We start from the raw sequence: 12690 nt of genomic DNA, 5'->3' as shown, positions 1-12690 counted from the left end.
GCGACCCAAAGTGGCGACGCTCACACCAGGTCATCGTTTAAGCAATGAGTGGCATGCCGGACAATTCATACCAACCCGAGCCTTCACCGCACCTGCCCGTTTTACAATCCAGCTTTGCATCGATCTCGGCTCTTATCGCCTCAACATCGCCGCAAGACGCCTTGGGAGCAGGCTTCAATATAACAATTGGCTCAGGTAGCATTACGGGGATGCGCTGTATTAGTTGACGCAGGGCTTGTCGGCTGGTTTTCTCAACCGCAGACATTCGATAGCCGTTCCATAGGCTCGTCAATATCTCTCCGTTGCTCTCAATCGTCACGAAGTAAGCAGGAACTTGGTGACCAATCTCGCCCGGGGTTCTCCATCCCGACAGGGTGTTAGGACATGAACCGGATGCAAACTCTTGCGGAGCGCAGCCACTCAAGATGAAGGCACCAGCAAACAGGGCGATGCGAAGAGATTTCATTTCCTACTTTTGCGCTAGCATACGGCTATCTGCAACGTCCGCTTCCCACCCAATTCAAACCGTCCAGCCATCGCGCTGAACGCGGCCATTCATGGGTTCACGGCCCAACCGGAGCGATCACTTCGCTGACATCGAAGCTGACCGGCGGGGGCGGCTGCAGCAGATGTTCGGGCCGGGCTTCGGGGTCGAGCCACTGGGCGAAATCGCGCCGCTCGATCACCGCTACCTGCCGGTCATGATAGGGGGCGACATCGGCACCCGGCGGGATAGTAAGCATCGTATAGGCCTCACCGACCTGCGGATGTTCGCGCCAGATTCCCGCGATGGCGAACCATGGCTCGCCGCGCTTTTCGAAGCGCCATTTGCGCTTGCGCCGTGGTCGCCGGCCATCGGCATCCGGCGCGGGATCGCTGAATTCGAAAAACGCATCCGCCACGATCAGGCAGCGCCCCCGGTCGAAGCGCCGCCCGTCCGAGCGCAGATTATACACCGGCTTGCCGTGCGTTCCCGGCCAGCTCCACCGCCGGACTACCAGCTCTGCCCCACCGACCGGCGCCGCGCGCAGGATGGCGTTCCGGTCGGTGATGCGGATGCTGTCGGTCGGCTCCAGATTGGGCAGGCCTTCGGGGAAATGAACCGGGATGCGCAGGTCGTTGATGTCGTACCGCAACAGACCCAACGCCACCCGTCGTGCCTGCTCGTTGCACATCGCAGCCCTATCCCCCGACGGTCTGTTCGATCACACCGAAGATCGGATGGTGCTTGTCGTCCTCGGCCCAGATGCGGACGGTGTCGCCGGCCTTCAGGAACGGGGTTTCGGCCTTGCCGGTCAGGATCGTTTCGACCGTGCGGACTTCGGCGAGGCAGGAATAGCCGACGCCACCCTGCGCGATCGGCTTGCCCGGGCCGCCATCGGCGTCGCGGTTGGACACCGTGCCCGATCCGATGATCGTGCCGGCGCCGAGCGCGCGCGTCTTGGCCGCATGCGCGATCAGCGTGCCGAAATCGAAGGTCATGTCCTCGCCTGCCTCGGCGCGACCGAAGGGCTGGCCGTTGAGGTCAACCATCAGCTTGCGGTGCAGCTTGCCGTCCTGCCACCAGTCGCCCAGCGCATCGGGGGTGACGAACACCGGCGAGAAGGCACTGGCCGGCTTGGACTGGAAGAAGCCGAAGCCCTTGGCGAGTTCGCCGGGGATCAGGTTGCGCAAGCTGACGTCGTTGGTGAGGCCGACCAGCCGCACCGCCGCCAGCGCTTCCTCCCGGCTCGCGCCCAGCGGCACGTCGCCGGTGACGACCACCACTTCAGCCTCGAGGTCGCAGCCCCAGCTTTCATCGGCCAGCGGGATCGGGTCGCGCGGCCCGAGGAACCCGTCACTGCCGCCCTGATACATCAGCGGATCGTGCCAGAAGGTCTCCGGCATCTCCGCCCCGCGCGCCTGCCGCACCAGCGCGACATGGTTCACATAGGCCGAGCCATCGGCCCATTGATAGGCACGCGGCAACGGCGCGGCGGCATCGCGTTCATGGAAGCGCTCACGCGGGATCACTTCATGGTCGAGATCGGTGGCGAGGTTGCGCAACGCGCCCTCATATTGGTCCCAATCGTCGAGCGCGGCCTGCAACGTCCCGACGATATGGCCCGCATCGGCATACCAGGCGAGATCGCTCGACACGACGACGAGGCGACCATCGCGACCCTGTTTCAGACTGGCGAGTTTCACGCTGCTTCTCCTGCTCCTGGCCCGCCTCTCTAACCGTCTGGTTTTCGGCGAGTCCTTGCCCAACCCGCATTGACAGGCGCGGACGCAACCCGCAACGCTGAACACATGTATTCCGAGCTTCGATTCCTGGAGCAAGGCGGCGATATGGGCCGCCGGATACGCGAGCATGACTGGTCCGCGAACCCGCTCGGCCCGCCAGAGACCTGGCCGCAGACGCTCCGCTTCGCGCTTGGCATCTGCCTCGGCTCGGAAATGCCGACCGCGATCTATTGGGGTCCGGAGCTGCGGCTGTTCTACAATGACGCGTGGGCACCGATTCCGGCGGAGCGGCATCCCGGCGCGCTGGGGCAACGTGGGCAGGATGTCTGGCCGGAAATCTGGGACGTGGTCGGGCCGCAATTCGCGCAGGTGATCGCGACGGGCCAGGGCTTTGCGACCTATGACCAGCGGCTCGACATGGAGCGCGACGGCGTTCCGCGCGAAACCTATTGGAATTACAGCTTCACCCCGATCCGCGACGAATTCGGCCAGGTGTGCGGGATCCTCAATCAGGGCAATGAGACGACCGCCACGGTGTTTGCCCAGCGTGAGCGCCGCGCGGAGATCGAGCGGCTGCACGAGCTGTTCCAGCAAGCGCCCGGCGCGGTCGCATTGCTGGAGGGGCCGGATCATGTCTTCGCGCTGGCCAATCCGGCCTATCACGCGCTGACCGGACGCAGCGGCCTAATCGGGAAGACCGTGGCAGAGGCTCTGCCCGAGGTCGTTGAACAGGGTTTTATCGCGCTGCTCGACAATGTGTTCACGACGGGCGCCGCGTTCCGCGCAACTGGCCAGCCCGTCGAACTGATCCGCGGCGGTGTCGCCGAAACGCGCATGCTCGACTTCGTCTATCAGCCGATCAAGGACGGGGTCGGAGCAACCACCGCGATCTTCGTCGAGGTCAACGACGTCACCGAACGCGTCGTCGCCGAGACGCAACTGCGTGCGAGCGAGGAACGGCTCCAGCTCGCCCTGCAGGCAACCAACATCGTCGGCGTGTGGGACTGGGACCTGACCACCGACCAGCTGCGCACCGATGCGCGTCTGGCCGGTCTCTATGGGGTCGATCCGGCGCTGGCCGAACAGGGCGGGCCCAGCGAAGCGTTCATCAATCAGGTTCACCCAGACGATGTCGAGCGCTTGCTGGCCGAAGTCGGTCAGGTAATCCGCAGCGGCGACCGGTTTTCCAGCGAATACCGGCTGGTCGACGCGGATGGCCGGGTGCGCTGGGTCACCGCGCAGGGCCGCTGCACCTATAATGACGAGGGTCGCGCGGTGCGCTTCCCCGGAGTCATTTTCGAGATCACCGAGCGCCGCGAGGCGGAGGACGCCGCGCGCAGGGCCGCCGCTGACCTGGAGGCGGCGACGCAGGATCAGGCGTTCCTGTTCGATCTGGCGGGTCGGCAGCGCGCGCTCGATTCGCCCGACGCGATCATGCGCCTGAGCGCGGGCGCGATTGCCGAGCGGCTCGGCCTCGACCGAGTCGGCTTCTACCGCGTGGCCAGCGAAGGGGCGGTCCAGTTCGGCCCCTGTGCCACCACCGGCAAACTCCCCTCGCTCGAGGGAACGCAGCGGCTCGACATGGGCGCGGCCAATGCGATGTATCGGCAGGGCCTGACACTGGTCACGCATGATGCCGCCAATGATCCGCGGTTCGTCGGCAGCGACCTGTCGCGCTATTCTCCCGCCGCGATCGGCGTTCCGTTGATGCGCGGCGGGGTGTGGGTCGCCAGCCTCTATGCCAATCAGGCGGAACCGCGCCAGTGGCGGCCCGAGGAAGTCGCGCTGATCGAGGCCGTCGCGCAATCCGCATGGGACGCGGTCGAACGCGCCGCTGCCGTGATCGCGCTGCGCGAAAGCGAGACCAAGTTCCGCGCCATCGCCAATTCGATCGACCCGATGGTGTGGTCGACCCTGCCCGACGGCTATCACGATTATTTCAACGACCGCTGGTATGAATTCACCGGCGTTCCGTATGGATCGACCGACGGCGAAGCGTGGAGCGCGATTTTCCATCCCGACGATCAGGCGCGGGCGTGGGAGATGTGGTCGCAATGCCTGACGACCGGCGACCCCTATCACATCGAATATCGGTTGCGGCATCACAGCGGGGTGTATCGCTGGGTGCTGGGGCGCGCGCAGCCGGTGCGCGACGAAAGCGGGGCGATCACCCGCTGGTTCGGCACCTGCACCGACATTCAGGACATTGTTGATGCGCGCGAAGTGCTGACGCGGTCGCGCGCGGAGCTCGAACGCGCGGTGGCAGAGCGCTCGGGCCAGCTGATGGCGGCGGAAGAGCGGCTGCGTCAGGCGCACAAGATGGAGGCGGTCGGCCAGCTGACCGGCGGCATCGCGCATGATTTCAATAACATGCTGGCGGTGATCATCGGCTCGCTCGACATGCTCGAACGCCGGATCGCGCAGGGGACGACCGACCTCGACCGCTATATCGTCGCGGCAAAGGACGGCGCGACCCGCGCTGCGGCGCTGACCCAGCGGCTGCTCGGCTTTGCGCGGCAACAGCCGCTGGCGCCGGTGCCGCTCGACATCAACGCGCTCGTTTCCGGCATGATCGACCTGCTGATGCGAACGCTGGGCGAGAAGGTGACGGTCGAGACTCGGCTGCAGGGGCAGCTGGCTCCCGCGCTGGCAGACCCCAATCTGCTCGAGAATGTCATCCTCAACCTGTCGGTCAATGCGCGCGACGCGATGGCCGATGGCGGGCGGCTGACGATCGAGACCGCCAACCGCACGCTCGACGCAGGCCAAGCGGGCGAGCTGGGGCTGGAGGCCGGCGATTATGTCGCGCTGACCGTCGCGGACACGGGCTCCGGCATGTCGGACGAGGTCGCGGCGCGTGCGTTCGACCCGTTCTTCACCACCAAGGGCGTGGGCAAGGGCACCGGCCTTGGCCTGAGCCAGGTGTTCGGCTTTGCCCGTCAGTCGGGTGGCCATGTCGCGCTCGACACCGCGCCGGGCCGCGGGACGCGCGTCACGCTGCTGCTGCCGCGCCATGACAAGGCGGCCGATGCTGGTCCGTCGGCGACGAGCGATTCGCGCCTGAGTGCCGGCTCGCCCGATGAGGTGGTGCTGGTCGTCGAGGATGAGGAGCGGGTGCGCAACCATTCGGTCGAGGCGCTGCGTGAACTGGGCTATACCGTGCTGCAGGCGCCCGACGGGATCGAGGCGCTGCGCATCATGGCGCGGGGGCAGCAGCCGATTTCGCTGTTGTTCACCGATGTCGTGATGCCGGAGATGACCGGTGACGAACTGGCCCGCCGCGCGCGCGAGCGCCAGCCGGGGCTCAAGGTGCTCTACACCAGCGGCTATACCCCCGATGAAAATGCGATCACCACCGACGCCGGGATCGCCGCCGCGCTGATCGCCAAGCCGTTCGGCGTGGCCCAGCTCGCCGCAAAGGTCCGCGCCGCGCTCGACAGCTGACCGCGCGATGCTGGACGTGCGCGCGCTTGGGGCCTAGGGGGACCGCGCATAACCTGAAAGGATCGGATAGTTGGCGAACGTCGCGGTGATCGGCGCCCAATGGGGCGATGAGGGCAAGGGCAAGATCGTCGACTGGCTCGCCAGCCGCGCCGATCTGGTGGTCCGCTTTCAGGGCGGGCACAATGCCGGCCACACGCTGGTCGTCGGCGACAAGGTGTACAAGCTGTCGCTGCTCCCTTCCGGACTGGTACGTGGGACACTGTCGCTGATCGGCAATGGCGTGGTGTTCGACCCCTGGCATTTCCGTGACGAGATCGAGAAGCTGCGCGCGCAGGGCGTAGAGATCGCGCCCGAAACGCTGCAGGTCGCCGAGACCGCGCCGCTGATCCTCCCCTTCCATCGCGACCTCGACGCGCTGCGCGAGGATGCGAGCGGTGCGGGCAAGATCGGCACCACGCGGCGCGGCATCGGCCCGGCGTATGAGGACAAGGTCGGCCGTCGCGCGATCCGGGTGTGCGACCTCGCCCATCTCGACGATCTCGGGCCGCAGCTCGATCGCCTCTGCGCGCATCACGACGCGCTGCGCGCCGGGTTCGGGCAGCCGCCGATCGACCGCGCGCGCCTGATCGAAGAGCTGCGCGAGATCGCGCCGTCGGTGCTGCCCTATGCCGCCCCGGTATGGCTGACGCTGAAGGGCGCGAAGGAAGCGGGCAAGCGCATCCTGTTCGAGGGCGCGCAGGGCGCGCTGCTCGACATCGACCATGGCACCTATCCGTTCGTCACCTCGTCCAACACGGTGAGCGGCGCGGCGGCGTCGGGCTCTGGCCTTGGCCCGGGGTCGGTCGGCTTCGTGCTGGGAATCGTAAAAGCGTACACGACCCGCGTCGGCTCCGGCCCGTTCCCGAGCGAGCAGGACAACGAGATCGGCGAGCTGCTCGGCACGCGCGGGCGCGAGTTCGGTGTGGTCACCGGTCGCAAGCGCCGCTGTGGCTGGTTCGACGCGGTGCTGGTGCGCCAGTCGGTCGCGCTGAGCGGCGTTACCGGCATCGCGCTGACCAAGCTCGACATTCTCGACGGGATGGAGACGCTGAAAATCTGCACCGGCTATACCGTCGGCGACAAGCACTACGATTATCTGCCACCCAGCCCGCAGGATCAGGCCCGCGCGGTCGCGGTCTATGAGGAGATCGAGGGCTGGAGCGAATCGACCGCGGGTGCGCGCAGCTGGGCGCAGCTGCCGGCGCAGGCGATCAAGTATATCCGGCGGATCGAAGAGTTGATCGGGTGCCCGGTCGCGCTGGTTTCGACCAGCCCGGAGCGTGAGGACACGATCCTGGTCCGAGATCCGTTCGCGGACTGAAGTTAACCCGGACGCGGTGGACCGCGTCCGGGGACGAAATCCGTCAGTAAAAGGTCGAATTAGGCTCGGGCGCGGCGTCGCTCCCATCCTGCGTCGGATCGGTCGGCTGCGCGCTCGGCTCGACATCGGTTGCGTTCGACAGCGTGTCGGGCGCGGTGGTGTCGTCGGGCGCGACCTGGTTGGTCATGTCATTCTGGAGCGGCGGTTCGATCTGCGGCGTGCCGATTGCGGCGATGGCGGCGGACGACCCGCACAGGGCGATGAGGCTGAAGAGCGTCTTGTGGCGCATGGGATACTCCTGGTTACATAGCGCGGGTTGAACGCGCGCTATTGGGCAGAAGTCGCATGCCGGTTCCTCGCCCCATCGGCGAAGGGGCCCGGCTCGCCCGTCAACTGCGCTGTCGAAGCGGCAGGCTGATCAGCCGCACTGGGCGCGGTGGAGCAGCTTCTGGTCGGCGAGGACGAGCGCCATCATCGCCTCGACCACCGGTACGCCGCGAATGCCGACACACGGGTCGTGGCGGCCCTTGGTGCGGATTTCGGTCGCCGCGCCGTCGCGGTTGATGGTTTCGACCGGGGTGAGGATCGAGCTGGTCGGCTTGAATGCGACGCGCACGCGCACTGGCTGACCGGTCGAGATGCCCCCCGCGATGCCGCCGGCATGGTTGGCAAGGAATTCGGGGCCGTTCGCGCCGGGCCGCATCGCGTCGGCATTGGCCTCACCCGACAGCGCCGCCGCCGCAAAGCCGTCGCCGATCTCGACGCCCTTGACAGCATTGATGCTCATCATGGCGCTCGCCAGCTCGCTGTCGAGCTTGGCATAGAGCGGCGCGCCCCAGCCTGCCGGAACGCCGGTCGCCTCGCACGCGATCACCGCGCCGAGCGACGAGCCAGCCTTGCGCGCATCGTCCACCAGCTGTTCCCAGCGCGCCGCCGTATCGGGATCGGGACAGAAGAAGGGGTTGTTGCCGATCTCGGCAGCATCGAACTTCGTATAGTCGATCGCGTCACCGCCGATCGCCTCGACCCAGGCGGTGATGGTGACTTCCGGGATCACCTTGCGCGCGACCGCGCCCGCCGCGACACGCATCGCCGTCTCGCGCGCCGAGGAGCGCCCGCCGCCGCGATAGTCGCGAAAGCCGTATTTGGCGTCATAGGCATAGTCGGCATGGCCGGGGCGATAGGCGCTGGCGACTTCCGAATAATCCTTTGAGCGCTGGTCGACATTGTCGATCAACAGACCGATCGGCGTGCCGGTGGTCCGCCCCTCGAACACGCCTGAGAGGATACGGACCGCGTCGGGCTCCTGCCGCTGCGTGGTGAAGCGCGACTGGCCGGGGCGGCGTTTGTCGAGGAACGGCTGGATATCGGCTTCGCTGAGGTCGAGGCGCGGCGGGCAGCCATCGACCACGGCACCGATTGCGGGGCCGTGGCTTTCGCCAAAGGTGGTGAAGCGGAGGACGCGGCCGAAGGTGTTGAAGCTCATGGCGCGTTCTCCTGCGCGAACCGCTGGCGGAGCGCGAGATAGATATTATTGACGAGCAACGCTGCAAACACCGGACTGACCAATGCTATTCCGATCTGGAACTCCGGTGCTTCGGTACGAACCGCAGTCCAAACTGTCAGCACCGAAATCGCCATGAAAGCCCAAAGCCGAAAGGCTTCAATACTCGCGCTGGCCCAGCTCATTCGCCTCTGCTCAACGAACAGGAAAAGCAGTCCGAGAACGGTCGCGCCCCCGATACCGAGGATCAGATGAAAGCCGCTCATCCTGCTTCACTAAGCGCCGCGAACGCCGCTGCATGGCTGGCAACACCCCGCACGCCGCACGGCAGCTTTCCGTCCTGCAGTGCCAGCGCCATCAGATAGTCCCCGGCATAGGGCGAGTCGAACCCGCGCGCGAGATCGGCGGCATAGCCGAAGCGGCCATAATAGGCTGGATCGCCGAGCACGAAGCTGAGCAGATAGCCCGCATCGCCAAGATGCTGATGCCCGGCGGCGATCAGCGCTTCGGCCACGCCCTGCTGGCGATACGCCGCCTCGACCGCGACCGGGGCAAGCGCGACCGCGGCGAGGGCGACGTCGTTGACGGCCACTGCCATACGGCTGAACGCGACCATGCCCGCGAGCGCGCCGCTCTCCTCGTCATCCGCGACGAGGGTCAGCACCATGTCGCCATCGATGCACAACTGGCGAACGAGGTTCGCCTCATCGGCCGCAGGAAAACTGCGCCGGAGCAGGGCATCGATCGCGGCGACGTCACCGCCGGTGGCGGGGCGGATGGCGATGGTCATAGCCCCCTCTCCCCCTCGGGGGAGAGGGAGGGGCCCGCCGCCGCAGGCGGTGGGAGGGTGAGGGTCAGTGCCGATCGGATCGCATCTGCGACCCCGTCGAGGTTGGTCATCACTTCGTGGTTGGTGAACCGCACAACCCGATATCCTTCTTGGGCCAAATAGGCGTCGCGGCGGGCATCACCCGCCGTTCCCGCTTCGGTGTAGTGCGTGTCACCATCGACTTCCACGACCAGTCGCGCGCTCTGGCATACGAAGTCGCCGAAATACGGACCGAGCCGCTGCTGGAACCGGAACTTGCAGCCTTCGAGTCCGCGATTTCGAAGCACGGCCCACAGCGACGCTTCGGCGGGGGTTCTTTCGCGGCGCAGCTCGCGTGCGTGCTCTACGCTGCCGTCGTCACTGGAGAAGCGTGTTCTTCCCACTGACCCTCACCCTTCCCACGCCTTCGGCGCGGGCCCCTTCCCTCTCCCCCATGGGGAGAGGGATATCTACACCAGCGCGATATCCGGGGCGTCTTCCGCCTTCATGCCGATGACATGGTAGCCGGCGTCGACATGGTGCGTTTCGCCGGTCACGCCCGAGGCGAGGTCGGAGAGGAGGTAGAGGCCGGCGCCGCCGACATCCTCGATCGTCACGTTGCGCTTCAATGGCGCGTTCAGCTCGTTCCACTTGAGGATCAGGCGGAAGTCGCCGATGCCCGATGCGGCGAGCGTCTTGATCGGCCCGGCGCTGATCGCGTTGACGCGGATATTGTCGCGGCCGAGATCGACCGCGAGATACTGGACGCTGGTCTCCAGCGCCGCCTTGGCCACGCCCATGACGTTGTAGTGCGGGATGACCTTTTCCGCGCCGTAATAGCTGAGCGTCAGCAGCGATCCGCCGTTCGGCATCATCGCGCTCGCACGCTTGGCCACGGCGACGAACGAATAGACGCTGATGTTCATCGTCATCAGGAAATTGTCGAGGCTGGTGTCGACATAGCCGCCGCGCAGCTCGTTCTTGTCCGAAAAGCCGATCGCGTGGACGACGAAGTCGATCGTCGGCCAGCGCTCGGCCAGCGTGTCGAAGGTCTTGTCGAGCTCGGCCATATCGCTGACATCGCACTCGATCAGGAAATCGCTGCCCAATTCCTGCGCGAGCGGGCGCACGCGGCGCTCCAGCGCTTCGCCCTGATAGCTGAACGCCAGCTCCGCGCCCTGTTCGCGCAGCTTCTTGGCGATGCCCCAGGCGAGCGAACGATCATTGGCGAGCCCCATGATGAGCCCGCGTTTACCCTGCATCAATCCGGTCACGTCTTACCCTCCGGTCCCTCTTGCGGCTTCTCTAACCCGTTATCGGGCGTTTCTGCCAGCGCGGCGTTGAGCTCGGCGCCGATAACGACGCCGAATCCGATTAGAAAGAAGAAGATGAGCGCGACCATCACGCCAGCGAGGCTGCCATAGGTCAGGCCATAGCCGCCAAAGGTGCCGATCACGAAGGGGAGCGCAGTCGTGCAACCCATCCACCACGCAGTGACGAAGGCGGGGCCGGGCCATTTCGGGCAGCCCGATTTGCGGTAGCGCGACGGGGTCAGCGTGTAGAACAGGATGTACATCGCAGCGAACAGCGCGATCGCGGGCGCGATCCGCGAAATCGACAGGATCTGCGCGGTGCCCGACGCGAACGGCAGGAAGCGCCAGATGAATTGCTCCACGCCGAGCAGGATGACCTGAAAGCTGAACGCCATCATCGCCAGCACGACCGATGCGATCACCATGCCGATCGCCGCCAGCTTGAGCCGCCAGAAGGGCGTGACCGAGGGGATGCCGTAAGCCTGACGCAGGATCGAGCGGATCGTTTCGATGAACCCCGATGTCGTCCACAGCCCGACCAGCGCGCCGAGCCACAGCAGCGAGCCTGACCGCCCCTCCAGCACCTCGATAATCGCCGGGCGCAGCAGATTGGCGACCTCTGGCGGCACCGTCTGCAGGAATGCGCTGACCGCCTGAAGCCCGTCGCCGGTGCGACCGAACAGCCGCGCGATCGCCGCCGCGACGATGAAGAAGGGGAAAAGGGTGACAAGGCTGAGATAGGCGAGGTTGCCGGCATGGGTGAAGCCTTCGTTGAAGGCACCCACCGCCACCCGCTTCGTCACCACGATCATCCGATCGGTGACGCCGAGGTCCGACAGCCGCTGGTGGAAACCGTGGCGACGCGCCTCGGGCGATTCGGGGGAGATTGGATCGGTCATGCCGCTCCGTCAGACGCCCAGCCGGGCGCGGGGGTTCCCCTGATCGGTCCAGTCGGCGACGAACTCGGCGAGCTTTGGGTCGGCGCCGGGGATTTCGATCATCAGCGTCACGAGCAGGTCGCCCCGCGCGGCCTTGCCGTGGAAACCGCGATCCTTGAGCCGCAGCGTCTTGCCCGAGCTCGACCCCGCCGGAACCTTGAGGTTCACCGCGCCCTCGGGCGTCGGCACGCGTACCACTGCGCCCGCGACCGCTTCCTTGAGCGTTACGGGCAAGTCGAGGCGGATATGGTCGCCGTCGCGGGTGAAGAAGCGGTGCGGCTCGACTTCGATCGTCACGATCGCGTCGCCATTGCCGCCCGGCCCCACATCACCCTTGCCGGCGAGGCGCATCTGCGTGCCGGTTTCGACGCCCTTGGGCAGTTTGAGGTCGATGGTCGATCCGTCGCGCAGCTGGATCCGCTGTTGCTTGAGCGCGGCGGCATCCTCGAACGGGACGCGCAGGCGATAGGCGACATTGGCGCCCTTGGCTGGCGGGGGGCGGCGACCGAAGCCGCTGGAGAAGCCGCCGCCGGGCTGTCCGCCGCCGGCACGGCCGCCGAACAGCCCCTCAAGAATATCCTCGAACCCGGCATCGCCGCCGCCGCCGAAATCGAACTGCGCGCCGCCCGGACGGAAGCCGCCCTGCGGACCGCTGCGCGCGCCGCCAAAGCCCGCGCCGAACGGCGAGGTCGGATTGCCGTCGCCGTCGATCTCACCGCGGTCGAAGCGCGCGCGCTTGTCCTTGTCCATCAGCAGGTCATAGGCCTGCGTCACCGTGCCGAACTTCTCTGCGGCCTTGGGGTTGTCGCGGTTGCGGTCGGGATGCAGCTCTTTCGCGAGCTTGCGATACGCCTTCTTGACCTCATCCTCGCTGGCCCCGCGCGAGACTCCCAAGGTTGCGTAAGGATCGGCCACGTGTTTCCCCGGTTGATTGATGTTCAGCGTATTAGCCCGCTACATCGGCGCGACAGGGGGAGAGTGCAAGGGTTTGGGGGCTAGAGTCGTTCTCAGTTAGGCGGCACCGGCCCGCTCCCCCACCCGGCCACCCATAGAATACACTCGCGTTGGGTGGCCGGGTGGGGGAGCGGGCCGGTGCC

At 66.3% G+C, this 12690-nt stretch carries 13 protein-coding genes; 2 read left to right on the top strand and 11 right to left on the bottom strand.

Features of this window, described 5'->3' with window-relative positions:
- Positions 1 to 37 precede the first annotated feature (37 nt).
- The 3 genes from K9B35_RS19880 to K9B35_RS19870 all read right to left on the bottom strand — a co-directional run bounded on the left by K9B35_RS19880 (position 38) and on the right by K9B35_RS19870 (position 2187).
- Positions 38 to 466 (bottom strand): hypothetical protein, encoded by a 429-nt coding sequence (locus K9B35_RS19880; protein ID WP_224923749.1) that lies wholly within the window; start codon positions 464 to 466, stop codon positions 38 to 40.
- A gap of 97 nt (positions 467 to 563) precedes the next feature.
- Complete coding sequence (locus K9B35_RS19875; RefSeq protein ID WP_224923748.1) at positions 564 to 1175, bottom strand: SOS response-associated peptidase family protein; 612 nt, start codon at positions 1173 to 1175, stop codon at positions 564 to 566.
- A 7-nt stretch (positions 1176 to 1182) separates the two neighbouring features.
- Positions 1183 to 2187, bottom strand: a complete 1005-nt coding sequence (locus K9B35_RS19870; protein ID WP_224923747.1) for a fumarylacetoacetate hydrolase family protein — start codon at positions 2185 to 2187, stop codon at positions 1183 to 1185.
- Positions 2188 to 2292: 105 nt separating this feature from the next.
- Between K9B35_RS19870 and K9B35_RS19865 the strand changes: the two genes are divergently transcribed.
- A complete protein-coding gene (locus K9B35_RS19865; RefSeq protein WP_224923746.1) occupies positions 2293 to 5670 on the top strand; it encodes a PAS domain-containing protein in 3378 nt (1125 codons plus the stop codon).
- A 70-nt stretch (positions 5671 to 5740) separates the two neighbouring features.
- A complete protein-coding gene (locus tag K9B35_RS19860; RefSeq protein WP_224923745.1) occupies positions 5741 to 7030 on the top strand; it encodes an adenylosuccinate synthase in 1290 nt (429 codons plus the stop codon).
- A gap of 43 nt (positions 7031 to 7073) precedes the next feature.
- Here K9B35_RS19860 and K9B35_RS19855 read toward each other — a convergent pair whose 3' ends face one another.
- The 8 genes from K9B35_RS19855 to K9B35_RS19820 all read right to left on the bottom strand — a co-directional run bounded on the left by K9B35_RS19855 (position 7074) and on the right by K9B35_RS19820 (position 12508).
- Positions 7074 to 7319: a hypothetical protein gene (locus tag K9B35_RS19855; protein ID WP_224923744.1), complete on the bottom strand. Its 246-nt coding sequence runs from the start codon at positions 7317 to 7319 to the stop codon at positions 7074 to 7076.
- 129 nt (positions 7320 to 7448) lie between these two features.
- Entirely contained in the window at positions 7449 to 8516 is a 1068-nt protein-coding gene (gene aroC, locus K9B35_RS19850) for a chorismate synthase (RefSeq protein ID WP_224923743.1), read from the bottom strand.
- Positions 8513 to 8800 (bottom strand): hypothetical protein, encoded by a 288-nt coding sequence (locus K9B35_RS19845; protein ID WP_224923742.1) that lies wholly within the window; start codon positions 8798 to 8800, stop codon positions 8513 to 8515. Before K9B35_RS19845 ends, aroC begins: the two co-directional genes overlap by 4 nt.
- The gene (locus K9B35_RS19840) at positions 8797 to 9324 is read right to left on the bottom strand and encodes a GNAT family N-acetyltransferase (RefSeq protein ID WP_224923741.1); all 528 of its coding nucleotides are present in this window, start codon (positions 9322 to 9324) and stop codon (positions 8797 to 8799) included. Before K9B35_RS19840 ends, K9B35_RS19845 begins: the two co-directional genes overlap by 4 nt.
- Positions 9321 to 9746 (bottom strand): endonuclease domain-containing protein, encoded by a 426-nt coding sequence (locus tag K9B35_RS19835; RefSeq protein WP_224923740.1) that lies wholly within the window; start codon positions 9744 to 9746, stop codon positions 9321 to 9323. Before K9B35_RS19835 ends, K9B35_RS19840 begins: the two co-directional genes overlap by 4 nt.
- 66 nt (positions 9747 to 9812) lie before the next feature.
- Positions 9813 to 10616, bottom strand: a complete 804-nt coding sequence (gene fabI, locus K9B35_RS19830) for an enoyl-ACP reductase FabI (RefSeq protein WP_318245993.1) — start codon at positions 10614 to 10616, stop codon at positions 9813 to 9815.
- Positions 10613 to 11554 carry a YihY/virulence factor BrkB family protein gene (locus K9B35_RS19825; protein WP_224923739.1) on the bottom strand — a complete coding sequence of 314 codons (942 nt, stop codon included), beginning with the start codon at positions 11552 to 11554 and terminating at the stop codon, positions 10613 to 10615. The genes fabI and K9B35_RS19825 overlap by 4 nt, the downstream gene beginning before the upstream one ends.
- A gap of 9 nt (positions 11555 to 11563) precedes the next feature.
- Complete coding sequence (locus K9B35_RS19820) at positions 11564 to 12508, bottom strand: DnaJ C-terminal domain-containing protein (RefSeq protein WP_224923738.1); 945 nt, start codon at positions 12506 to 12508, stop codon at positions 11564 to 11566.
- Between the last annotated feature and the right edge of the window lie 182 nt (positions 12509 to 12690).

Origin of the sequence: Sphingomonas sp. R647, from assembly GCF_020177055.1 — a bacterium.
Lineage (GTDB): Bacteria > Pseudomonadota > Alphaproteobacteria > Sphingomonadales > Sphingomonadaceae > Sphingomonas.
The sequence above is the reverse complement of the archived record's forward strand: the minus strand, read 5'-3'. Positions and strand labels throughout refer to the sequence as shown.

Excerpts from the sequence above, each read along its gene's own strand:
- K9B35_RS19880 (WP_224923749.1), bottom strand. The coding sequence starts at position 466 with ATGAAATCTCTTCGCATCGCCCTGTTTGCTGGTGCCTTCATCTTGAGT.
- K9B35_RS19875 (WP_224923748.1), bottom strand. The coding sequence starts at position 1,175 with ATGTGCAACGAGCAGGCACGACGGGTGGCGTTGGGTCTGTTGCGGTAC.
- K9B35_RS19865 (WP_224923746.1), top strand. The coding sequence starts at position 2,293 with ATGTATTCCGAGCTTCGATTCCTGGAGCAAGGCGGCGATATGGGCCGC.
- K9B35_RS19855 (WP_224923744.1), bottom strand. The coding sequence starts at position 7,319 with ATGCGCCACAAGACGCTCTTCAGCCTCATCGCCCTGTGCGGGTCGTCC.
- aroC (WP_224923743.1), bottom strand. The coding sequence starts at position 8,516 with ATGAGCTTCAACACCTTCGGCCGCGTCCTCCGCTTCACCACCTTTGGC.
- K9B35_RS19845 (WP_224923742.1), bottom strand. The coding sequence starts at position 8,800 with ATGAGCGGCTTTCATCTGATCCTCGGTATCGGGGGCGCGACCGTTCTC.
- K9B35_RS19840 (WP_224923741.1), bottom strand. The coding sequence starts at position 9,324 with ATGACCATCGCCATCCGCCCCGCCACCGGCGGTGACGTCGCCGCGATC.
- K9B35_RS19825 (WP_224923739.1), bottom strand. The coding sequence starts at position 11,554 with ATGACCGATCCAATCTCCCCCGAATCGCCCGAGGCGCGTCGCCACGGT.